This window comes from Accumulibacter sp. (genome assembly GCF_036625275.1).
Classification (GTDB): Bacteria; Pseudomonadota; Gammaproteobacteria; order Burkholderiales; family Rhodocyclaceae; genus Accumulibacter.
In genome coordinates this window covers 40191-61755 of sequence record NZ_JAZKUD010000002.1, presented here as the reverse complement: position 1 = coordinate 61755, position 21565 = coordinate 40191, and the positions used below count along the sequence as shown (strand labels likewise).

At 60.7% G+C, this 21565-nt stretch carries 19 protein-coding genes; 7 read left to right on the top strand and 12 right to left on the bottom strand.

Going from position 1 to position 21565, the window contains the following annotated elements:
• The first annotated feature begins 7 nt into the window (after window positions 1-7).
• From atpG to V5B39_RS01535, 3 genes are all read left to right on the top strand, one after another.
• Window positions 8-871 carry a F0F1 ATP synthase subunit gamma gene (atpG, locus tag V5B39_RS01545; RefSeq protein ID WP_332340896.1) on the top strand — a complete coding sequence of 288 codons (864 nt, stop codon included), beginning with the start codon at window positions 8-10 and terminating at the stop codon, window positions 869-871.
• A 37-nt stretch (window positions 872-908) separates the two neighbouring features.
• Window positions 909-2309, top strand: a complete 1401-nt coding sequence (gene atpD / locus V5B39_RS01540; protein ID WP_034921236.1) for a F0F1 ATP synthase subunit beta — start codon at window positions 909-911, stop codon at window positions 2307-2309.
• Between the two features lie 67 nt (window positions 2310-2376).
• Window positions 2377-2799 carry a F0F1 ATP synthase subunit epsilon gene (locus V5B39_RS01535; RefSeq protein ID WP_332340892.1) on the top strand — a complete coding sequence of 141 codons (423 nt, stop codon included), beginning with the start codon at window positions 2377-2379 and terminating at the stop codon, window positions 2797-2799.
• Between the two features lie 104 nt (window positions 2800-2903).
• Here the strand turns inward: V5B39_RS01535 and V5B39_RS01530 are convergent, their stop codons facing one another.
• From V5B39_RS01530 to V5B39_RS01500, 7 genes are all read right to left on the bottom strand, one after another.
• Window positions 2904-3356, bottom strand: a complete 453-nt coding sequence (locus tag V5B39_RS01530; protein WP_332340890.1) for a ubiquinone biosynthesis accessory factor UbiJ — start codon at window positions 3354-3356, stop codon at window positions 2904-2906.
• Window positions 3357-3483: 127 nt separating this feature from the next.
• Window positions 3484-4254, bottom strand: coding sequence for a Tim44 domain-containing protein (locus V5B39_RS01525; RefSeq protein WP_434735638.1), 771 nt, complete (start codon window positions 4252-4254; stop codon window positions 3484-3486).
• A gap of 118 nt (window positions 4255-4372) precedes the next feature.
• Window positions 4373-5116: a bifunctional demethylmenaquinone methyltransferase/2-methoxy-6-polyprenyl-1,4-benzoquinol methylase UbiE gene (gene ubiE / locus V5B39_RS01520; protein WP_332340886.1), complete on the bottom strand. Its 744-nt coding sequence runs from the start codon at window positions 5114-5116 to the stop codon at window positions 4373-4375.
• A gap of 34 nt (window positions 5117-5150) precedes the next feature.
• Complete coding sequence (locus V5B39_RS01515; protein ID WP_332340884.1) at window positions 5151-5576, bottom strand: DUF971 domain-containing protein; 426 nt, start codon at window positions 5574-5576, stop codon at window positions 5151-5153.
• A gap of 99 nt (window positions 5577-5675) precedes the next feature.
• On the bottom strand, window positions 5676-7286 hold the full coding sequence (locus tag V5B39_RS01510; protein ID WP_332340882.1) for a hypothetical protein: 1611 nt from the start codon (window positions 7284-7286) through the stop codon (window positions 5676-5678).
• A 25-nt stretch (window positions 7287-7311) separates the two neighbouring features.
• Complete coding sequence (locus V5B39_RS01505) at window positions 7312-7746, bottom strand: HIT family protein (protein ID WP_332340880.1); 435 nt, start codon at window positions 7744-7746, stop codon at window positions 7312-7314.
• A 199-nt stretch (window positions 7747-7945) separates the two neighbouring features.
• Window positions 7946-11821, bottom strand: coding sequence for a DUF3683 domain-containing protein (locus V5B39_RS01500; RefSeq protein ID WP_332340879.1), 3876 nt, complete (start codon window positions 11819-11821; stop codon window positions 7946-7948).
• Between the two features lie 655 nt (window positions 11822-12476).
• Here V5B39_RS01500 and V5B39_RS01495 point away from each other — a divergent pair.
• Window positions 12477-13424, top strand: coding sequence for an adenylate/guanylate cyclase domain-containing protein (locus V5B39_RS01495; RefSeq protein ID WP_332340878.1), 948 nt, complete (start codon window positions 12477-12479; stop codon window positions 13422-13424).
• A 92-nt stretch (window positions 13425-13516) separates the two neighbouring features.
• On the opposite strand, the gene V5B39_RS01490 is transcribed toward V5B39_RS01495, so the two are convergent.
• Genes V5B39_RS01490 through V5B39_RS01470 form a run of 5 tightly spaced genes read right to left on the bottom strand, consistent with a single transcriptional unit; the run spans window position 13517 to window position 18705 of the window.
• Window positions 13517-14221, bottom strand: coding sequence for a hypothetical protein (locus tag V5B39_RS01490; protein ID WP_332340876.1), 705 nt, complete (start codon window positions 14219-14221; stop codon window positions 13517-13519).
• A 7-nt stretch (window positions 14222-14228) separates the two neighbouring features.
• Window positions 14229-15167, bottom strand: coding sequence for an esterase/lipase family protein (locus V5B39_RS01485; RefSeq protein ID WP_332340874.1), 939 nt, complete (start codon window positions 15165-15167; stop codon window positions 14229-14231).
• Between the two features lie 15 nt (window positions 15168-15182).
• The gene (locus tag V5B39_RS01480) at window positions 15183-16790 is read right to left on the bottom strand and encodes a GMC family oxidoreductase (protein WP_332340872.1); all 1608 of its coding nucleotides are present in this window, start codon (window positions 16788-16790) and stop codon (window positions 15183-15185) included.
• Window positions 16790-17293, bottom strand: coding sequence for a hypothetical protein (locus tag V5B39_RS01475; RefSeq protein WP_332340870.1), 504 nt, complete (start codon window positions 17291-17293; stop codon window positions 16790-16792). The genes V5B39_RS01480 and V5B39_RS01475 overlap by 1 nt, the downstream gene beginning before the upstream one ends.
• Window positions 17290-18705, bottom strand: a complete 1416-nt coding sequence (locus V5B39_RS01470) for a coniferyl aldehyde dehydrogenase (RefSeq protein WP_332340868.1) — start codon at window positions 18703-18705, stop codon at window positions 17290-17292. The genes V5B39_RS01475 and V5B39_RS01470 overlap by 4 nt, the downstream gene beginning before the upstream one ends.
• A gap of 112 nt (window positions 18706-18817) precedes the next feature.
• On the opposite strand from V5B39_RS01470, the gene V5B39_RS01465 reads away from it, so the two are divergent.
• The 3 genes from V5B39_RS01465 to V5B39_RS01455 all read left to right on the top strand — a co-directional run bounded on the left by V5B39_RS01465 (window position 18818) and on the right by V5B39_RS01455 (window position 21562).
• The gene (locus tag V5B39_RS01465; RefSeq protein ID WP_332340867.1) at window positions 18818-19555 is read left to right on the top strand and encodes an FFLEELY motif protein; all 738 of its coding nucleotides are present in this window, start codon (window positions 18818-18820) and stop codon (window positions 19553-19555) included.
• A 403-nt stretch (window positions 19556-19958) separates the two neighbouring features.
• On the top strand, window positions 19959-20351 hold the full coding sequence (locus V5B39_RS01460; protein ID WP_332340866.1) for a hypothetical protein: 393 nt from the start codon (window positions 19959-19961) through the stop codon (window positions 20349-20351).
• A gap of 8 nt (window positions 20352-20359) precedes the next feature.
• Window positions 20360-21562 (top strand): lytic murein transglycosylase, encoded by a 1203-nt coding sequence (locus tag V5B39_RS01455; protein ID WP_332340865.1) that lies wholly within the window; start codon window positions 20360-20362, stop codon window positions 21560-21562.
• Window positions 21563-21565 lie beyond the last annotated feature (3 nt).

Here is a 21565-nt window from a genome sequence, read left to right as displayed (position 1 = left end):
GATTGCCATGCCTAGCGGCAAGGAAATCCGGAACAAGATCAAGAGCGTAGAGAGTACGCGCAAGATCACCAAGGCCATGGAAATGGTGGCCGCATCGAAGATGCGCAAGGCGCAGGACAGGATGCGGGCTGCCCGCCCCTACGGCGAGAAGATTCGCCGGGTGGCCGGTAACCTTTCGCATGCCTTGACGGATTATCGCCATCCTTTTCTGACCGTACGCGAGCCCGTGAAAGCGGTCGGATTGATCACGGTCACCTCCGACAAGGGACTCTGCGGTGGCCTCAATACCAACGTGCTGCGGCTTGCCCTAGCGAAGATGAAGGAGTGGGACGCTGAAGGCAAGAAGCTTCGGGTGACTGCGATTGGCAACAAGGGCTTGGGCTTCATGCAGCGCGCGGGTGCGAACATCGTCTCGCAGCTCACCGGATTGGGGGATACGCCGCACCTCGAGAAGCTGATCGGTCCGGTCAAGGTGCAACTGGACGCCTACATGAAGGGCGAAATCGACCTTCTCTACATCGCCTTTACCCGCTTCATCAATACAATGAAGCAGGAGCCGACGCTCTACCAGTTACTTCCGCTCTCGGGGGATCTCGTCGGGGGTGAGGGCAATCGCTGGGACTATCTCTACGAGCCTGACGCCAAGACGGTCATCGATGACTTGCTGTTGCGTTATGTGGAGGCGATGATCTATCAGTCGGTAGCCGAGAACATGGCTTCCGAGCAGAGCGCGCGCATGGTCGCCATGAAGTCGGCTTCGGATAACGCGAAGAACGTGATCGGCGAACTCAAGCTGGTTTACAACAAGGCTCGCCAGGCAGCGATCACCAAAGAGCTTTCGGAAATCGTCGGCGGCGCAGCGGCTGTCTGACCACGCGATAGTTGATTTATTGATTAGGGATACGACGATGAGTCAAGGAAACATTGTTCAGTGTATCGGCGCCGTGGTGGACATCCAGTTCCCACGTGACGCCATGCCCCACATTTACAACGCACTCCAGCTCGACAAGGCAGAAGAATCGGATATGTGCGAATCCGACCTGATGTTCGAGGTTCAGCAGCAGTTGGGGGATGGCATTGTGCGCACCATCGCCATGGGGTCATCCGACGGACTGCGGCGTGGCATGAAAGTCAACAACACTGGCGCCGGCATTTCGGTGCCGGTCGGCAATGCGACGATTGGCCGCATCATGAACGTTCTCGGTCGGCCGATTGATGAAGCCGGGCCCATTGCCACCGAAGAGCGACGTGAAATTCACCAGATGGCACCGAAGTTCGACGAGCTGTCGCCGTCGGTCGATCTACTGGAAACCGGGATCAAGGTGATTGACTTGGTTTGTCCTTTCGCCAAGGGCGGAAAGGTGGGACTGTTCGGTGGCGCTGGCGTGGGCAAGACGGTGAACATGATGGAGTTGATCAACAACATCGCCAAACAGCACTCGGGTCTTTCGGTGTTTGCCGGTGTCGGTGAGCGTACCCGCGAGGGCAATGACTTCTATCATGAAATGAAGGAGTCCAATGTCCTCGACAAAGTGGCGATGGTCTTTGGTCAAATGAACGAGCCTCCAGGCAACCGTCTGCGCGTCGCATTGACTGGCCTGACCATGGCCGAGCGATTCCGTGATGATGGCCGTGACATCCTCTTTTTCGTTGACAACATCTATCGTTACACGCTGGCCGGTACCGAGGTTTCGGCGCTGCTTGGCCGGATGCCGTCTGCCGTCGGATATCAGCCGACGCTGGCCGAAGAAATGGGCCGTCTGCAGGAGCGTATCACCTCGACCAAGGTCGGATCGATCACTTCGATTCAGGCGGTCTATGTGCCTGCCGATGACCTGACCGATCCGTCGCCGGCGACAACCTTCCTGCATCTGGACTCGACCGTGGTGTTGTCGCGCGATATCGCCTCACTCGGCATCTACCCGGCTGTCGACCCGCTCGATTCGACTTCACGGCAGCTCGATCCCCAGGTCGTTGGCGAGGAGCATTATAACGTTGCCCGTGCCGTCCAGATGACGCTCCAGAAATACAAGGAGTTGCGCGACATCATCGCGATTCTCGGAATGGACGAGCTGTCGCCGGAAGACAAGTTGGCGGTTTATCGTGCTCGCAAGATTCAACGTTTCCTTTCACAACCCTTCAGCGTGGCTGAAGTCTTTACCGGGTCTCCTGGCAAGTATGTTCCACTCAAGGACACGATCAAGGGCTTCAAAATGATCGTCGAAGGCGAATGCGACAACATTCCCGAGCAGGCGTTCTACATGGTTGGCGGCATCGAGGAAGTGTTCGAAAAAGCCAAGACACTCTAAAGCGGGCAGCACAAACGTCGTATCCCTTGCACTGTGCCAGGGATACGGCCGAGCAAAGGGAATAACCATGGCAATCAGAGTACATGTTGACGTCGTCAGTGCCGAAGAATTGATCTTTTCCGGCCAAACCGACTTCGCGGTCTTTCCGGGTGAGGCTGGCGAACTTGGTATCTATCCGCGGCACACACCGCTATTGACCCGTATCAGGCCCGGAACGATTCGTCTGAAAGTGCCGGATAGCGATGAGTACGAAATGGTTTACGTTTCCGGCGGAATGTTGGAGGTGCAGCCTGCGCTGATTACGGTCCTGGCCGACACGGCGATTCGTGCGCACGACCTTGATGAAGCCAAGGCGATAGAAGCCAAGCGTCGTGCAGAGGAAGCGCTCAAGGACCGGACTTCCGACGTTGGTCTCGCTACTGCCGAGGCGGAACTGGCGCAAGCGGTTGCCCAGTTGCAGGCAATCAAGCGGCTACGCCAGCGTCACTAAGTGACTGAGACTTTGTCAGTCGTAAAAAAAGAAAGGCAGCCTGAGAGCTGCCTTTCTTTTTTCCCACATACTGGAGCGTACCACGTACACCACCCAGCCGAGTGTTAACCCAGTTCCAGCCGAGCCAGCCTTCTTTCCATGCGCGCAAAATCGTCACGCAAGGCGTCCACCTCTAGACAAAACCGCTCGATATCACCGCGGTGAGCAATTGCTGCATCCTCTTCAGTCAGATATTCGGCCACACCGATCGCCAACTTTCTCAAGCCCACCAGTTGCCATTGTCCCAGTTGCTTGGCAAGCTGGAGGCTACGGTGAGCCACCACATCGCCAAGGACTTTCGACAAGTCATGCTCGATGTCCCAGCGCAAGTTGCGAAGCACGAAGCCCAAGGTCTCTGCCAGGTCGACAGAGCCTACAATGGTCGCCGAAGTGAGCAGGGAGGCTTGGCCGGTCAACGCAAGCGCGGGTGCGTCACCAGGAAGGGTGATGCTGACCGTCGCAGGAGTACCCGTTGCTGTGGTTTCAAACAGGCCCCCGTCGCTGATCCTGAGCAGCAAGGCCGTGCTACCAAATTGCAGGAGCGCTGTCTTGCCGGCAAAAGGAAGCAGTCGATCACGCGCCCAGGACTCTCCCTGTAACAGGTGATTCAGCAGTACGAGCGTGGGCCAGGCCAGCATCGCTCGTTCAGGAAAGTTGCTGGATTCCGGCGACTACCCAGCCGCGAGAACCGTCCACGGCTTTGGTAAGGTTCCAGATTTCGTCGAAAGGCACGGCCACCGCGCCGGCTTCTTCTCGGATCATCCCGTTGAAGCGAACGCTGGCGATGTGCCGGTCGGCCTCGGTGACGACTTCGAGCAACGCCGCGTTCAGCGTCACAACATCAGTTTGCTGTGTTGTCTTCCCTCTCTCATCGAACTGCAGTCTGATTTCTGCAAACATCTCGGGAGTCACAAACTCGCGGATATCGTCGAGATTGCCAGCATCGTTGGCCGCCTGCAGTCGAATGAAATTCAGTTTGGCAACCCGCAGGAAACCATCCACGTCAAAGCCTGCCGGTATGTTGGCCGATAGTGGCGCGGCAGGGCTGACCGGCAGACCCCCCGCCGGTGCAGGATTGAAGGCTTGCGGCGTCGGTGCCATTCCCGGAGCGCCTGCCCCGGCGTACTGGAGGGCTTGAGCATCTGGCACCGGTGAACCTCTGCGGCGAAACAGCAATTTGAAGACGACCACGGCGCACATCAACAGTAACGCGATCATCAGAAAATTGGCCATGCCTTCACCCAGGCCGAAGTGGGATAACAGTGCGGCGATTCCAAGGCCGGCGGCCAGACCTGCCAAAGGACCCATCCAGTTACGTTTGGTTGCTGCTGCCGGTGCCGTCGCGGCGGCAGGTGCAGGGGGCACTGCATTCTGAGGTGGTGTTGCTTGCCGCTGCGTTACCGAGTCGCGCTGCATGCCGGACGAACTGCCGCCGCCCAGTCGCTTCGCGTCGGCCTCTCCAACCGCCAGGCCAAGACTGAATACACAGATACCGAGAGTCATCAGGATCTTTTTCATCAGTGCATCGCTCCTCCTAAAACTTGAAAGCACGGTGCAGGGCGACAACGCCCAGCGCCAGATTGTAGTATTCGACCTGCTCGAGTCCGGCTTGTTCCATCAATGACTTGAGCGCTTCCTGATCCGGATGCATGCGAATCGATTCGGCAAGATACCGGTAGCTCGCCTCGTCGTGGGTAATCATCTGTCCAAGACGTGGGATGACCTGGAACGAATAGAAATCGTAAGCGGCTGCCAGAGGTTTCCATACCTGAGAAAACTCGAGCACCAGCAGGCGTCCTCCGGGCCTGAGGACGCGTCGCATTTCGGCCAGCGCCAGATCTTTGTGTGTCATGTTGCGCAGGCCAAAGGCAACCGTCACACAATCAAAATAATCATCGGGAAACGGTAGCTTTTCGGCGTCACACTGTGCGACAGGGACGATGAAACCCTGATTGCAGAGTCGATCACGACCACGGACCAGCATGGCGTGGTTGATATCCGTGAGCCAGACTTGTCCTCGGCTGCCGAGTTTTCTGGCGAAAGCCAGTGCCAGGTCGCCGGTTCCACCCGCCACGTCGAGCACCCGCCAGCTCTCGCGAACGCCACTCTTGGCAAGGGTGAACGCTTTCCAGAGCCGGTGTAGACCACCCGACATCAGGTCATTCATCAGGTCGTAACGCTGTGCAACGGAATCGAAAACTTCGGCGACGTGTCTGGCTTTCTCCTCCTCGGCAACTTCCTGATAGCCAAAGTGGGTCGTGCTTTGCTGGTTGCTCATGCTCATGACCTGACTGAGGATCAATCGGGACGGATCAGTGCTTGCCGCAAGTGTGGGATGCTTTGGTAGCGACTGCCGGGGTCTCGGAGGGGTCACGGCTGCCATTCTCCTGCTGCAGGCGTTTCAGATACGCTTGCCAGAGCTGGTCGCGATTGACGCCCAGATGGTAGAGCAAATCCCAGGAATACAGCCCGCTGTCGTGACCATCCGAGAATACCGGTCTGATGGCGTAGTTGCCGACCGCCTCAACCCGTTCGATATCGACGTCCCGCTTGCCGACTTGCAGAACCTCCTGGCCTGGTCCATGACCACGAGCTTCAGCAGATGGCGTGAACACGCGCAGGAATTCGTAGCTCAGCTCGAAACGCTCATCGCCCTCGAAGCTCAATTCGATAATGCGGGATTTCTGATGCAGCTTGATCTCGGTCGGGATCTTCGTGGTTTCGTCCAAGCCAGCCATGGGGGTCTCTGCGTAATCGTGACGACACATCATAACGCAAAATCACCTCTATCACCGTGGCCGCCTGCCATGGCAGGCAGCATTCGGTGATGGTCACCCTCAAACCACGCTAAAAGTTACCCGCTCAAAGTCCGCGCCATCGGCCAGCAGGCGTTGTAACCTGACCTGCATTGGGTATTCCGTGTAGACTTCGAGCTGGCGGTCGGTTCGAAACCACCCCGGCGGGAGGATCAGGGTTTGTTCGGCGCCGATGGCCGGGACTGCCGGCAGCAAGAACGCCCGTTGATAGGGAACCTGGTGCCCCGGTTCGAGTGCCAGCGGGCGAGCAGCAACCGCTTGAGGTTTACCGGGCAGTGCAGCGATCCCTGCGACCAGATTGCCGCCTTCTTCCTGCATCAACCACGCCACCTGTGCCAGAAGATGCGAGTTGCCGTCATGCGGGCAGATCGACAGCAGTTGCCCCGGTGCGACTTTCTTGCCGACAAGCGAGCGCAGCAGGCGAAAACCATTCGCACATTGGTCAAGCACTTCCCAGGTGTCGAAGTCAAAGCCGAGCTGTACCTGGCGGACTTCCAGCATCTGCGTCGGGTCAAGCATGTGGCGGAAGGCAAACATGCTTTCGAATTCCTGGCGCGAATAGATGTTGGCAATCTCCGGCTGCTGGAACTCCTTTCCGGAGATGTGGTAGTGCATTGCCGAAAACCCCGTGGATACTTTGGAAATTCCCGACGCATTGTGTCGGCGAAACTTGCGTGCGGCACGCAATATGCTCCATGGTTTGTAGAGACGATTGACCAGTCGATAACACTGTGCAGCAGTACAATCTTCACCGAGGCCGAGCTGTGCGGGCGAGATTCGTTGTTGCAACTGCCTTTTCAATTGATTGAGCTGGCTCACCAGGCGAGTGGTGTCGAGTCGACGCAGATGTTCGCGATGCCGGCACTCATTCGATGCCCGCAGACCGCAATCCTGCATCAGGTCGACGACGAACGGAGGTAAGGGCTCATTCTCTACGACCGGGTGCATTGCTACCAGAGGAGACCAATTGCTTGCCCAGCGAAGTACCAGGCTGATGTCACCGACAGACAGACTGTAGGGACTCGCCAATTCAGCGAGGAGGAGGCCGACGAAAGCGGCAGTACAGTGGCTGCTGCGTCCAAGGGGATCGAGCGAATCCGGCACGGGAAGATTTGCAATCCCCCATTCTTCGGCACTGGCGTAATATCCATGCAGGTTTAGCCACACTCCTGCCGGTAGAGCTTGGCGGGCGCGATGGTGCTCGATGATCACCATTCCCGTGTAGTAAATGCAGCGGTGCAGGATCAGGGCCAATCGTTCGGCATGGACGTTGCTGTTGTCGTCGCTGTCCAGAAGCTGTGCACAATGCGCATAGGCGCGAGCTGCCTTCTGCCAGGTGGCAATGACCTGGCAGAAGGCACTTGCTTCGACCTCTCCTAGCGGTAACGCCTTGTTGATGTAGCTGCGGGCAAGCTCTTCCTCGATGAAACAGAGTGAAATCCGCGTCTGTTCGAGCAGCTGCAGATAGACTTCGCCTTCCGGTGGCGTCCTCAACAGACTATCGAGAAAAAGGTTGATGTCGAGCGCAGCCTGCCGTGAATTGGCCAGGGGAAGCCGAGAGAGAAGCTGGAAACCGGTATGCAGATCGGGAATCTTCATGGTTGCCGGGATATTGGGGAGGACTGCATTCATGGTTTTCACTGCTGGTTCTATCAGGCTATCTGGTACGCATGGCGGCGATGATCTGGTCACCCAGTTGCTGCCTGTCAACGAGGGGGCGACGTGGGCTATTCTGCCGTGGCGGTTTCGTCCTGACAGCATTGGGGAAATGCCTGTCGTCTCGCCAGCGAGGGATCAGGTGCCAATGAACGTGCGGCGTCATCATATTGCCCAGGCTCGCGAGATTGATCTTGTCCGGTTGGTACAAGGTTCGGACCGCGCTCTCCACGGCAAATAGCACGCTCATGAACTGCATCCTTTCCTTCTGAGGCAGGTCGGTCATCTCGCGCATAGGCCGGTGCAGAATGATGCGGCAGAAGCCGGGGTAATCCGGGTCACCAACCATGACGACGCGACACAGGTCGCTTTCCCATACCACTTCGCCTTCCGGCAATTCGCATAGTTCGCAATCCTCAAAATCGTATTCGAACACTTGCTGACTCCTTGCAGATTTCAGGGCGCCGATGCGCCATCCAGGATTCCACAATAAGCCACCAGGGCAGTCAGCGAGAGGAACTAGGTCACGGAAGGGGAGATGTGATGAAGGGACAGGGATGTCCAGTTCGGCGCGGGTGAAAGGGGAATCGTGTGACTGGCCTGTCGCTCCATTCCTTCCCCTTTGAGTCTTGGAGCTACAGAAGAACGCGCTCGATACCGCCGTTGTTGGCCTTGTGGACGTATTGCGCCATCCAGTCCTCACCGAGCAGCCGCTTGACCATCTCGACAACGATGTAGTCCGCCTGTGTGCCGGTGTCATTGTGGTAGCGGGACAGGCCCTGCAGGCACGATGGGCAGGAGGTGAGCACCTTGATGTCGCCAGTGAAACCATCGGAGCGCAGTCGGCTGGTGCCTTTTTCGATCTCCTCCTGCTTGCGGAAGCGCACCTGCGTGGACACGTCGGGGCGCGTAACCGCCAGCGTTCCGGATTCGCCGCAGCAGCGTTCGGAGAGATCGACTGGCTGTCCCATCAGACTGTTGACCACCTTGATGCCCGGTATCGTCCTCATCGGTGCGTGGCAGGGGTCGTGATACATATAGCGGGTACCGCTGACCCCATCAACCCGGACTCCCTTCTCCAGCAAATATTCGTGGATGTCCAGCAGGCGGCAGCCAGGAAAGATCTGCTCGAAGTGGTATTTTTCGAGCTGGTCCATGCAGGTGCCACAGGAGACGATGACCGTCCGGATGTCGAGATAGTTGAGTGTGTTGGCGACACGGTGGAAAAGCACCCGGTTGTCGGTGGTGATCCGCTGCCCCTGATCGGCCTCGCCAGCGGCCGTCTGGGGATAGCCGCAGCACAGGTAGCCCGGCGGCAGAACCGTTTGTGCGCCGATCTCGTAGAGGATCGCCTGGGTGGCCAGGGCGACCTGCGAGAACAGACGCTCGGAGCCGCAACCCGGAAAGTAGAATACCGCGTCACCATCGTAATCCGGTGCGCTGATCTTGAGGGGGTCGCGAATGATCGGCACGACCTTGTCGTCTTCGATATCGAGCAGGGCGCGGGCAGTCCGTTTGGGCAGTCCGCCCGGCATCGGTTTATTGATGAAATGGATGACCTGTGCTCTGAGCGTGGGCGAACCCAGCGTCGCTGGCGGTTGCCGGGTCTGGCTCTGGAGCAGGTGCCAGGACCTCGCCAGTCGGTAGGCCAGGCGCTGCGCTCGGTAGCCCCAGTCGATCATCAGCTTGCGGACCAGCTTGATCGTCGCCGGGTCCTTGATCGTCAGGAAAGCCATCGCCGCGGCTTTCGCCGGAACGAACCTCTTCTTGCCCTGTTCACGCAGCAGATTGCGCATCCTGATCGAAACATTGCCGAAATCGATGTCGACCGGGCAGGGGGTGAGGCACTTGTGGCAGATCGTGCAGTGATCGGCGACGTCATTGAACTCGTCAAAATGTCTGAGCGAGACGCCGCGGCGAGTCTGTTCCTCGTAGAGAAAGGCCTCGATCAGCAGGGAAGTAGCCAGGATCTTGTTGCGTGGCGAATAGAGCAGGTTGGCGCGCGGCACATGCGTGGAACAGACCGGCTTGCACTTGCCACAGCGCAGGCAGTCCTTGATCATCGTCGAGATGTTACCGATCTCCGATTGCTCCATGATCAGCGACTCGGTGCCGAGCAGCGAGAACGAGGGCGTGTAGGCCTTCGCCAGATCGGCGCCGGGGAGTAACTTGCCCTGGTTGAAACGGCCGTCCGGATCGATCCTCGCCTTGTAAGCGCGGAACGGCCGAATCTCGTCCTCGCTCAGGAACTCGAGTTTGGTGATGCCGATGCCATGCTCGCCCGAGACGACGCCGTCGAGCGCCCGTGCCAGCGCCATGATGCGCGCGACCACTGCATAAGCCGCCTGCAGCATGTCGTAATGGTCCGAGTTGACCGGGATGTTGGTATGCACATTGCCGTCACCGGCGTGCATGTGCAACGCGACGAACAGGCGGCTGCGCAGAACCTCCTGATGGATGGCGACGATGCGTTCGCGTACGGGTCGATAGACCAGGCCATCGAAAATCGCTTCGAGCTGCGGCTGGAGTTCTTTCTTCCACGAGACGCGCAGCGAGTAATCCTGCAGGCGATGGAAGAGCGTCGGCATGGCAGCGCGGTTTTTTAGCGCATCGACGCGGATGCCCAGATCGGCAAACTGCGTCTCGGCCTGTGGCAGGGGTAGATCGAGATTTTCGAGCAGCCATTGCCAGCGTGTCTGTACGCTGGTGACAGCGTCCAGCGCTGCGGTTCGCCGATCGCCGATCAGCAGCTCCCTGTCGAGGTCGGCGTCGCCACGATGCAGGGGCAGGTCGCCACGCAGGAATTCCGTCAGTGCAGCGCACAGCGACAGCTTGTTCCTGATCGACAACTCGATGTTGATGCGCTCGACTCCATCGCAGTACTCGCCCATGCGCGGCAGTGGAATCACCACGTCTTCATTCAACTTGAAGGCGTTGGTATGGCGTGAAATGGCTGCGGTGCGCGAGCGATCGAGCCAGAATTTCTTGCGCGTCTCGGCATCGACGGCGATGAACCCCTCGGCACCGCGCAGGTTGCACAGACGTACCACTTCCGACGCGGCCGTCATTACCGCCGTCTCGTCGTCACCAACGATATCGCCAATCAGAACCATTTTCGGCCGGCCTGCGGTTTCCGCCTTGCGCTTGGCCTTGGTGGCGTAGCCGACGGCCCGCAGATAGCGCTCGTCGAGGTGTTCGAGGCCGGCGAGCAGCACCCCGGCCACCCTGCCGGCACCACCTGGCTTGAAGTAATCGGTGATATCGACAATCGCCGGCACTGCCTCGCGCACCTGTCCGAAGAACTCCAGGCAGACGGTGCGCGTGTGTGCTGGCATCCGATGCAGGATCCAGCGGGCAGCGACAATCAGGCCATCGGTCCCTTCCTTCTGGACGCCCGGCAGACCGGACAGGAACTTGTCGGTCACGTCCTTGCCGAGGCCGGCCTTGCGAAAACGGGCGCCCGGGATTTCCAGGATTTCCGGCGTTCCGTAGAGTGTTCTGCCGTCCTTGCGAAAACGTTTGATCTCGAAGCGTGCCAGTTCCTGTTCGTGAATCTTGCCGAAATTGTGGTGTACGCGTGTTACTTCCAGTACGTGACCACTCGGGTCGATCATCTTCCACCACGCCAGGTTGTCGAGGGCAGTTCCCCAGAGCACGGCTTTCTTGCCGCCGGCGTTCATCGCGATGTTGCCACCGATGCACGACGCTTCCGCCGATGTCGGGTCAACGGCAAAGACGCTCCCGGCCGCTGCTGCGGCCTCCGAAACGCGAGCCGTGACGACGCCGGCGCCGGTACGGATGGTCGCCACTGGGCGATCGCAACCTGCCAGCAGCCGCTCTTCGACGGTGCCGATGTCGATCAGTTTCTCGGTGTTGATCACCGCCGAGCGCGCCGTCAACGGGATGGCGCCGCCGGTATAACCGGTGCCGCCGCCGCGCGGAATGATCGTCAGCCCGAGTTCGATGCAGCCACGCACCAGCGGAGCCATCTCCTCCTCGCTGTCCGGATAGAGGACGACGAAAGGGTACTCGATCCGCCAGTCGGTCGCGTCTGTCACGTGCGAGACGCGGGACAGACCATCGAAAGCGATGTTGTCGCGACGCGTATGCCGGCTCAACACCCTCCGGACCCGTGTACGCAGTCGGGCGGTATCGTCGAAATGCTGTGCAAAACGATTGACCGCTGCCTCGGCCGCGAGAATCAACTGCAGCACCTTGGCATTGCCCTGCCGCCGTTTGCCGATTTCGCGCAGGCGGTGGCGCAGCGCCTCGACCAAGGCGCTGCAGCGCTCGCGGTTGGCGAGCAGGTCGTCTTCCAGGTAAGGGTTGCGCTGCACCACCCAGATGTCGCCGAGTACCTCATAGAGCATCCGCGCCGAGCGGCCGGTGACGCGTTCGGCACGCAATTCGTCAAGCAGCGCCCAGTTTTCCGGCCCGAGCAGGCGAATGACGATCTCGCGGTCGGAGAATGAAGTGTAGTTGTAAGGGATCTCGCGCAGACGTGCGTTCATGGGGACTTTGCCGCCAAAGAGTGCATTCTAACGGTCATGACTTTTCCAGGCACCCCCGATCATGAAAGTCATGACCGTTTCTCTCTCCCCCTCCCCCGCGAGGGGGAGGGGGTTCGTGAGTCGCATACGCGACTTCGACATTAACTACCCGTTTACCCACTGAGGTTTCCCCGAAATTTCGTCAGCAATTCTCATTTTGGCTGAATGCCCGGCGCTATGCTGGAACGGGAGGAGTCTTCCTCAGAAGCTTCAAACCGCACAATTTAGCCGGTCTGCTTCAAAATGAGAACTGCTGCCGATTGGCGGGTGCGATCGAAAGTGTTGGACAGAGGAGCCAAACCGCTGTTTTCAGCAGGCCGAAGGGACGCAAATAGGGCCTTTCAGGGATCCAGAGGATTACCACCAACCGAGGCGTCCACTACTTTCGATCGTACCTCCGATTGGCACCGAATGCGCCGGAATGTCCGATCAGGAGTATCATCCGTGCGAGTCGAGGTTTCTGCGCGCACTGCAAAACCGGCAGATTCTGCTCGAACTGTTTTCAGCAAGGAGACGAAGCTGCTGCGCGTCCGAAAATGCGGCGGTTGATGGAACATTCACGAGCTCGGGAAATGGGTATCTGACGCTCTGGCCTATGGGAACTCGGAAGATCGACATGAAAGTGCCCAAGCAGTTGTCCGCAGCGGGCGATCGAACGGCAGTACGCCAACAGATATCGGCAACCGTGCTGTTTGCCGATATCTGCGGCAGTACCCGCTTGTTCGAAAAATATGGCAATTTGCAGGCGCGGCAGATCGAGAGCCGGGTTCTCGAGTTGCTCAAGGCCAAGACTGCCGAGTTCGACGGAACAGTGGTCAAAACCATCGGCGACGAGATCATGAGCCGCTTTCCGGACGCAGCACGAGCGTTGCAGGCTGCCTGTGAGATGCACTCCACGATCAAGGATGATTCCTACTTGCTGGAATTCGACATCGCTGTCAGGATTGGCCTGCAACACGGGTCCGTCCTGGTCGAGCCCAGCGATCTGTTCGGGGACGCGGTCAATGTGGCAGCTCGTATGGTTGCCCTGGCCAAAGCCGACCAGATCATCACCACTCGCGAGGTGGTTCACCAGTTGCCGGACAACCTCGAACTGATGACCCGCAGTCTCGGTTGGTCGCGTGTCCGGGGCAAACTGGATGAGTTGGAGATTGTCGAAGTGATCTGGCAGGAGCCCTCCAGCCTGACACAACTCGTCAGCATCGAACAACAGGATGAAGTACGCAGCCTGTTGTTCGCCCGCCTGATTCTCGAATACCACAACAAGACGTACGAGGTGATGCCCGACTCCCACATCTTTACCATCGGGCGCGGCGACAGGAACCATCTGGTAGTAGATCAGGACCGGGTTTCCCGTACCCATGCCGACATCGAATTCCGACAGGGCAAATTCATCCTGGTCGATGGCAGCACCAACGGTACCTATGTCCTGCTGAACAATGGCTCGCGTTTCTTCGTGCAGCGCGAGGAGTTTACCCTGCACGATCGGGGCATCATCTGCCTTGGAAAGGCGGTCACCGCCAATGACCCTGATCTGATCCGCTACGAATGCATACAGCCGTGATGCACGGACTGGCCCGACAATCTCATTCGGGAACCCGGTGCGGATGGAGCAGGGAGGGGGCGGAATGCGCCCTGGGGGTTTTCACCCTATGGCTACGGCTCTGACCGGACGGGCGGCTTGACGTTCAAAGGAGGCTTGCCCGGCTGCTCGAACTTCCCAAACGTTGGCGGCGGCTTCTGCACGGGCATCGGCAGCGGCATCGGCCGCGGCGGCCGTCGCGGATGCCAGACGGCAAGATGGCGCAGATAAAAGGTCACTGGCACGGCCTGTTTGAGCACGTTGCCGTGGCCATCGACGATCGCGGCGTCAAGCTGGTAGCGCTGGTTGGTCGGCGGCAGCGTGTCTCCCCAGAACTCGGGGGGAATCATGAATTCATTGGTGGTGAAGCGCTGGCCGACGGGACGACCGTTGATGCTGACCGTGATGGCATGCCCGTTGCCCAGTTGCAGGGTAGGTTCCATGGCGACCCGTACCTCGAACAAGGCATTGTTGGCGGCGACACTGCCATCATTGGCAGGCTCAACGATGCTGAACCTGTGGTAGGCAGGCACCGCTGCCGCGGGCTGGTCGCTTTCCCTGGAGACCCGGCTGGCAGCCGGGGCAGCCACTTTGGGGACCGGCACCGGTTTGCTGATGTTCAGTTCGGGCAGGAGTACCGGTTTGGCGCCTGCTTGCGGCTGGTCGGAATACATCGGACTGCCGGCGCCGCGCGTGACAAAGACCTCCTGTGCCGGCACCGCTGCCGGCACGGACAGCAGCAAGCAGCACTGTGCTGCGAACTGGGCCAGCCGCTTCATTGCCCGCTCAGACACGGGGTGCCTGCCTGCTGCGCGTGTCCATCCGGTCGAATGCGGACAGCAGCGCCTGCGCCACGCGTGGCGAATAGAGCATCGCCAGGTGACCCAGGTCGTCGATCGGTTCGTTGGCGGCACCCGGCAATTGCGAATGGCTCTGCGGCATCACGAAGTTGTCGTGCGGACTATAAATGGCGAGAGTATCGAGCACCGCCGCCGGATTGGCAAGATTCTGCAGCCAGGGGTTGCCGGGCCGCATCTGACGGGCATTCCTGCCAGGCCCGATGCGCGCCAGGTGACTGCCCTGGTGTGGCGTTCCGAGAGTCACCAGACCGGCGACCCGCGCATGGCCGCAACCTTGCAGATAGGCCCGTGCCACCAGCCCACCCATGCTGTGGCCGGCGAGCAGCACACGTTCGGCGCCGGTTTCGGCAAGAACGGCATCGATGCGCCTGGCCAGGGGAGCCACATAATCCTCGATGCTGCCGTGGATCGGTTCGAGGCTGATCGTCGCCACCGTCCAGCCGGCCGCCTCGAGGCGGCGGCGCAGCCACCACCAGGCAGCGCGCGAACAGAAGTAGCCATGGACCAGCAGCACCGGCAGGCGCCTGCCAGGAGTTCCGGCCGCGTTGGCGATACTGGCCTGCAGACGATCCGTACCCATCCACCAGCGTTCGAAGGGAAAGATCATGACGAAACTGAGCAACATCGCTGTGTATTCACCCAGCACCATCAGCACGGTCTGGCGTACCGACAGGCGCGGAGCAGGGGAGTGATAGACCCAGGCATAGCCGTAGGTGAGCGTGATCAACGCGGCGCGCAGCGAGAGCACGCCGGCCAGCGCCAGCCCGGCGGCCGCGGACGGCGAAGCAGCCAAGCCATAGCTGGCGATGGCCATGTAAAGCACCATCTCAATGAGCAGGGCCAGGCGAAGAACACGTGCGAGCATGACCGTCAATCTCCGTCAGGGAATGACCGGGTTGGGTCTGCCGGACAATTCGGCGGCCAGCAGACTGGCGTTACGCGCCACCAGTCCGTAAATCGAGAGCTGTGGATTGACCCCCAGACTGGTTGGAAAGAGCGAACCATCATGAACGGACAGATTAACCAGCCAAAAATGCCGGCCGCGATGATCGACGACTCCACGCTGCGGCCCGTCGGCCATCCCGCACCCCCCCATCACATGCGCGCTGACCACCCGGCAGACGAATGGTTTGAGCGGCAGTTCATTGATCCCTTTCCTGGCTTCAGCCCAGCTGGCATAACCGGGGGTCGTTTCGTGCGCCGGCAAGACCCAGCGCGCGCCGGCGGCAAACTGGATTTCGGCCATCGCCAGCAGGGCTCGACGCGTCGCTTCCCAGATCACGTCGCCGAGTGGGTAGTCGAGCACCGGCAGGCCATCGCTGCCGAGACGGACCTGGCCACCGCGACTTTCCGGATGGAAACCGTCGCGCAGCAGCGCCAGCAGCGCGTTGGCCTGCGTGAATTCGCGCATCAGTCTGGCGTGTGCCTCACCAAATCCCTGCAGGGTCGTCGAAAAGAGCACCGGATGCAAGGGCGGCGTTTCGATCTTGAAGCCCAGCGGACCGTCGATCGGTGTCTGGTGCAGGAAGTGATCGGAATAGATCGATTGCGGCGCGCCGGCATAGGCGTCAATGCGCTCGGGCATCAGTGCCGAAGAAATCACCACCGGATGCAGGAAAGTGCGTTTGCCCAGCAATCGGTAGGGGTCGGGAACGCCGCTGCGCAGCAACAGCGCCGGGCTACCGATGGCGCCACCGGCAATCACGAAATGGCGAGCACGCAACTGCACCCGTTTGCCGGCCGGATGGATGCCGTCGGGTTGCAACGCCATGCAGTCGAGGGCGCTGACCCGGTTGCCGTCGAAGCGGAGACGCTCGGCGCGCAGGCGGGTGTACAGCGTCGCTCCCCGGTTGAGCGCTGCCGGGATGGTGGTCAGCAGCATCGACTGCTTGGCGTTGGTCGGGCAACCCATGCCGCAGTAACCGAGGTTCCAGCAACCCTTGACATTGCGCTTGATGACCCCGACCGGAATCGCAAGCTTCTCGCTGCCGGTCACCAGCACCTGATTGTTCGGGTTTGGCGGCGTATCCCAGGGGCGCACCCACAGCTTGTGCTCCATCACCGCGAACCAGGAGCTCATCGATTCGGCGCTGAGTTGCCGCAAGCCGAACTGGCGTTGCCAGAATTCGAAGACTTCGGCCGGTGTGCGGAAGCTGCTGGTCCAGTTGACCGTCGTCGAACCGCCGACACAACGTCCCTGCAGAATGTTGATCGCCTTGTCGGCCGTCTTGCGGGAAGCCGATTCCTGATACAGATCGGGATAGGCGTTGGCCTCGCGCATCTTGAAGTCACTCGACGAGCGCAGAGGCCCTTCTTCGACGAGCACGACGCGCAGGCCGGCGTCGCTGAGGATGTCGGCAGTAACACCGCCGCCCGCGCCAGTGCCGACGATGACCACATCGAATTCCAGGGTCTGCCCCCTGGCGAGGGTCGATGCGTCAATGTGCTTCCAGCCGGAAGACAGCCCGGCCTTGATCGGATCGAGCATCAGAAATACCCCTTTGGTGGGCCGGGATAGCCGATGGCCTCCCAGGTGTCGGGACGCGCGTACCAGGCTCCGAAGGTCAGGTCGTGCAGCGCCCCATAGGCCGTCTGCAACAGGCTGAGGCGGCTGGCCCGCCAGGACTGCAGGAATTCGCTGACCTCGGCGACGCTGGCCGCAGGCCATGGCTGGCCGACGCCGGCCAGCATCAGCCGCGCCGGTGTCAGCACCAGCAGGCCGAACAACTCGCCGACTTCCTTCTGGGCAGCCAGCGAAAGCCCGGCGATCTCGACGGCGATGCCATCGACGGTCAGGGTCACCAGCCGGCGACGTTGTGCAGGCTCGGTTGGCAGCATTCCTTCGAGCATCGCGTTGCACAGCGCGCCGAGCATCTCGCGCTCGGCGACGCTCAGGCGGCGTGCTCCGGCAGCGTTCAGCCAACCGGAGAGCGAGAGCAAGAGACTGCCGGCAAGACCGGTCTGGATGAACTGGCGACGGGACAGAATCATCGCAGGAGGATCCTCGTCAAGCGTTCGAACAAGTGGCAGTAAGGTGGTTTGAACAGGCCGATGCCGGACCATCGTGATTGCCGAAAAACACTCTTTCTGACCGAGAAGGCCTCGAAGCCGGCAAAACCATGATAGCAACCCATGCCGCTCGGACCGACGCCACCGAAAGGCAGGTCGTCCTGCGCAATATGCAGGATGGTGTCGTTGATCGTCACGCCACCGGAGACCGTTTCATCGAGGATGCGTTCGATCTGTAGACGTTCGCTGTCGAAGTAATACAGCGCCAGTGGGCGCGGCCGGCCGTTGACGAAGGCAATCGCTTCGTCGAGATCACGATAGGGCCGTAGCGGCAGCAGCGGGCCGAAGATTTCCTCCTGCATCACGCGCAATCCGTCATCGGCTCCGAGCAGTGCCAGTGGCGGCAGGTGGCGTCTGACCGGGTCGGCGGCAGTATCTGCTGCCAGATCGACAATCGTCGCTCCCGACATCCTGGCTTCTTCAAGGTAAGCCGACAGGCGCGTGTACTGGCGTTGATCGACGATCGTCGAATAGTCTGCAGTCTTCTCGATGTCGGGATAGCAGGTGGCGACGACACGCCGCGCCTGCTCGATGAAGGCCTGCTCCTGTCCGGCCGGCAGCAGCACATAGTCCGGAGCGATACAGGTTTGCCCGGCGTTGAGGCACTTGCCGATCATGATCCGCTCGACGGCGTGCGCAAAGTCGGCAGGGGCCAGCACCGGGCCGATGATTGCCGGTGACTTGCCGCCAAGTTCGAGCGTCACCGGCGTCAGGTTTTCCGCGGCGGCGTGCATCACCTGGCGACCGACCGGCGTCGAACCAGTGAACAACAGATGGTCGAAGGGCAGTTGCGAGAATTCCCTGGCCACATGAACGTCACCTTCGACTACGGATAACTCATCATCGGCAAAATATTGGCCGACCAGTTCGGCAAACAGCGATGCGGTTGCCGGGGTGATCTCCGACATCTTGATCAAAACCCGGTTGCCGGCGGCCAGGGCCGCGGTGAGCGGCGCAGCAGCGAGAAAAATCGGGTAATTCCACGGCACGATGATGCCGACGGCACCGAGTGGCTGATAACGCACCTCCGCCCGGCCAGGCTGAAACCACAGCGAAACCGAACGTGTCTGTGGCCGCATCCAGCGCCGCAGGTGGCGGCGCGCATGGCAGATCGCTGCGTGGCTTGGAAAAAGCTCGAGCAGGCGTGTTTCAGCAGCCGAACGATGGCCAAAATCGCGACCGATGGCATCGGCAATCGCCGGCTCATTGTCGAGCAGAAGCCGATCGAGCGCCTGCAGGCGACGCTCGCGTAACGCCCGTTCGGGATGCGGATCGCTGCGCGCAGCCGCCTGCAAACGGGAAAAGCGCCTTGCCAGGGTATCGGGATGAGGCATTTGCCGCTCCTTTCCAGGATTCTGTCGGATCGCAGTCTAAGCGCTACAGGCGCTGCTCTGTTAGGGGAAGCCCTCTAAACAGACCTGATCCGACAGAGCATAATCGGGAGCCATGGACAATCCGACGATCTCGATCGAAAAACAACAGAGCGCCGCCGCCTTGCGGCAGCACCTGCAAACGGCGAAGTCCCTGCGCCAGCAAGCCAACGGCGAGCCTGCCGCGGCGCGTGATCGCCTGCGCCTGCGCGAGTGGCAGGCCGGGCGACTGGCCCGTACTCATGCTGACCTGCTGGCCAGCGCGCGCTTTGGAAACGCCGCGCAGTTCTTTCTTTCCGACCTCTATGGTCCGAAGGACTTCAGCAGCCGCGACGAAGAGGTCGAGCGGATTCTGCCGCTGCTGATCAAGATGCTGCCAGGTTCGGCGCTGCGCACCGTTGCCCTGGCCGTCGAACTCGATGCAATTTCGGAACTGCTCGACTCGGCGATGGTTGCCGTTCTCTGTCGGCGAGGAGTGATCGAGCACATCGACGAAGACACCTATGCCGCAGCCTACCGGGCGGTCGGCTGTCAGCCGGAGCGCCAGCGCCAGATTGCACTGATTCGCGAGACCGGCGAAGCGCTCGACAGGCTGGCCAGGAAGCCCTTGCTGAACGGCATGCTCAAGCTAATGCGCGGCCCGGCGCATCTGGCCGGACTCGGCGACCTGCACGCGTTTCTCGAACGCGGCTTCAATGCCTTCCGCAGTATGGGTTCGGCCACCGAGTTTCTCGATTCGATCGAGTACAAGGAGCAGCAATTACTGAACAGGCTCTTTGCTGGCGTCGCCAGTCCCTTCTCGATCCAGCCATAAATCATTGACCTGCGTGTGCAGGGCCGGGAATCAGACCAGAGTGTTCCTGGTGCTTGCCGGCTCCAGATGATGACTGTTCAATGTCCGCCCGGATTCATGACCACATCCGTACACTTTGTGACATAAAACGATAAATACTGCACAGATCTGCTCGGTTTTTATCTGTAGCATTGGTTCTGTCGCCGGGGCCCTCCCTCCTCCTCCCCTCCCTCCCCCTGGAGCGCCGCGGCGATGGTACCACCGGCCCGCCCAGCCCCCCTCTGTGCGGGCCGTTTCTTTTGCCAGGTCCGCAACGGCTGCCACGGCGTCGCGTAGCGCTACCGGCAGTCTGGCCCGAGCACCCTCCACCCCGTTACAATGGGGGCAACGCGTTTCCTTACCGAACATCATCACCAGGACTCCGATGAGCAGCAACGAACCACCCTTTTCCAGTCTGCGCCTGGCGGTGCCCGGTTCAGGCCTCTTTGGCAGACTGATCACGATTGCGGCCGGCGCGCTCTTGTTGGTCGTCGCCTTGATGTTTTCATTGCTGGTACTGGCCGTGTTGCTGGCTGTGGGACTGCTGGTCTTTGCCTACCTGAAGTGGAGAACCCGCCACTTGCGCAGGCATTCCGATGAGCCCCTGCACGAACAGACGCAGTCCAGCCAGCCGCAGCCGGCGTCGGGCGGACGCGTGATCGATGGCGAAGTCATCAAAGACGCCGAATACGAGGCGCGATCATCGACCCGCGACCGGCCAACAGCCAACCTTCCGACATCCTGCAATCACCAGCCCAGACCCACGGTGGACCCTTGAACCTCGCCATGCAACCCATCCGCTTCGCTCTTTCCCTGACCCTGCTCAGCACGACTGCCGCTGCCCAGGTACCCACCGAACGTTTCGGCACGTGCCTGGCGACGTTGCGCGCCGAGTCCCCGGCGAAGGGCGTTTCGACCGCCGCCTTCGATCGCCTGACCAGCGGCCTGATGCCGGACCTGAGCGTCCTGGAATTCCTCGACTACCAACCCGAGTTCCGGACACCGATCTGGGATTATCTGGCCGGTCTGGTCGACGATGAACGGGTTGCCGATGCGCTGACCATGCGCGAGAAATGGGCCGCTCCGCTGGCTGCTGCGGCCGAGCGCTATCAGGTCGATGGGGATACGGTGATGGCCGTCTGGGGCGTCGAAAGCAACTTTGGGCGCAACCTCGGCAAGCGCCCGCTACTTACTTCGCTCGGCACGCTCGCCTGCTTCGGGCGTCGGCAGGCCTATTTCCGGGGCGAGTTTTTCAGTACGCTGAAAATCCTCGACCGCGGCGACATCGCGCCGGATCGGCTGGTCGGGTCGTGGGCCGGTGCTTTTGGCCATACCCAGTTCATGCCATCGACCTTCCTGCGACTGGCCGTCGATGGTGACGGCGACGGCAAGCGCGACCTCATGGACAGCGTTCCCGATGCGCTCGCGTCGACCGCCAACTTCCTGCACAAGGCTGGCTGGCGCCAGGGCGAGCCCTGGGGTTACGAGGTCGTGCTGCCGGCCGGTTTCGACACCGGCGTATCCGGACGTGGCAACAAGCGGCCGCTGTCGTCCTGGATCGGGCGCGGTATCCGCCGCGCCGACGGGCAGCCGATCGTCCCCTCGGACGCCGCTGCCGGACTGCTCCTGCCGGCGGGTCCGCGCGGACCAGCTTTCCTGGTATTCCGCAACTTCGACGCGATCTACGGCTACAACGCCGCCGAAAGCTATGCCCTGGCGATCGCCCATCTCGCCGACCGGATCAAGGGTGGCAAGGCTTTCGTCACCCCCTGGCCGACCGATGACCCCGGTCTGTCGCGGAGCGAACGCCGTGAGCTGCAAACGCTGCTCGCCGGTCGTGGCTACCCGATCGGCGAAATCGACGGCATGATCGGCGCCAACTCGCGGCAGGCGATCCAGACCGAACAGAAACGTCTCGGCCTGACCGTCGACGGCCGTCCCGGGCAGAAGCTGCTGGCCGCCCTGCGGGCTGTGCCGACCGGCCGCTAGCGC

Excerpts from the sequence above, each read along its gene's own strand:
- ubiE (WP_332340886.1), bottom strand. The coding sequence starts at position 5,116 with ATGAGCAACCAGCAAAGCACGACCCACTTTGGCTATCAGGAAGTTGCC.
- V5B39_RS01460 (WP_332340866.1), top strand. The coding sequence starts at position 19,959 with ATGAGCAGCAACGAACCACCCTTTTCCAGTCTGCGCCTGGCGGTGCCC.
- V5B39_RS01455 (WP_332340865.1), top strand. The coding sequence starts at position 20,360 with ATGCAACCCATCCGCTTCGCTCTTTCCCTGACCCTGCTCAGCACGACT.
- V5B39_RS01465 (WP_332340867.1), top strand. The coding sequence starts at position 18,818 with ATGGACAATCCGACGATCTCGATCGAAAAACAACAGAGCGCCGCCGCC.
- V5B39_RS01475 (WP_332340870.1), bottom strand. The coding sequence starts at position 17,293 with ATGATTCTGTCCCGTCGCCAGTTCATCCAGACCGGTCTTGCCGGCAGT.
- atpD (WP_034921236.1), top strand. The coding sequence starts at position 909 with ATGAGTCAAGGAAACATTGTTCAGTGTATCGGCGCCGTGGTGGACATC.
- atpG (WP_332340896.1), top strand. The coding sequence starts at position 8 with ATGCCTAGCGGCAAGGAAATCCGGAACAAGATCAAGAGCGTAGAGAGT.
- V5B39_RS01525 (WP_434735638.1), bottom strand. The coding sequence starts at position 4,254 with ATGCAGCGCGACTCGGTAACGCAGCGGCAAGCAACACCACCTCAGAAT.
- V5B39_RS01515 (WP_332340884.1), bottom strand. The coding sequence starts at position 5,576 with ATGGCTGGCTTGGACGAAACCACGAAGATCCCGACCGAGATCAAGCTG.
- V5B39_RS01495 (WP_332340878.1), top strand. The coding sequence starts at position 12,477 with ATGAAAGTGCCCAAGCAGTTGTCCGCAGCGGGCGATCGAACGGCAGTA.
- V5B39_RS01480 (WP_332340872.1), bottom strand. The coding sequence starts at position 16,790 with ATGCTCGATCCGATCAAGGCCGGGCTGTCTTCCGGCTGGAAGCACATT.
- V5B39_RS01500 (WP_332340879.1), bottom strand. The coding sequence starts at position 11,821 with ATGAACGCACGTCTGCGCGAGATCCCTTACAACTACACTTCATTCTCC.
- V5B39_RS01470 (WP_332340868.1), bottom strand. The coding sequence starts at position 18,705 with ATGCCTCATCCCGATACCCTGGCAAGGCGCTTTTCCCGTTTGCAGGCG.
- V5B39_RS01490 (WP_332340876.1), bottom strand. The coding sequence starts at position 14,221 with ATGAAGCGGCTGGCCCAGTTCGCAGCACAGTGCTGCTTGCTGCTGTCC.
- V5B39_RS01510 (WP_332340882.1), bottom strand. The coding sequence starts at position 7,286 with ATGAATGCAGTCCTCCCCAATATCCCGGCAACCATGAAGATTCCCGAT.
- V5B39_RS01485 (WP_332340874.1), bottom strand. The coding sequence starts at position 15,167 with ATGCTCGCACGTGTTCTTCGCCTGGCCCTGCTCATTGAGATGGTGCTT.
- V5B39_RS01535 (WP_332340892.1), top strand. The coding sequence starts at position 2,377 with ATGGCAATCAGAGTACATGTTGACGTCGTCAGTGCCGAAGAATTGATC.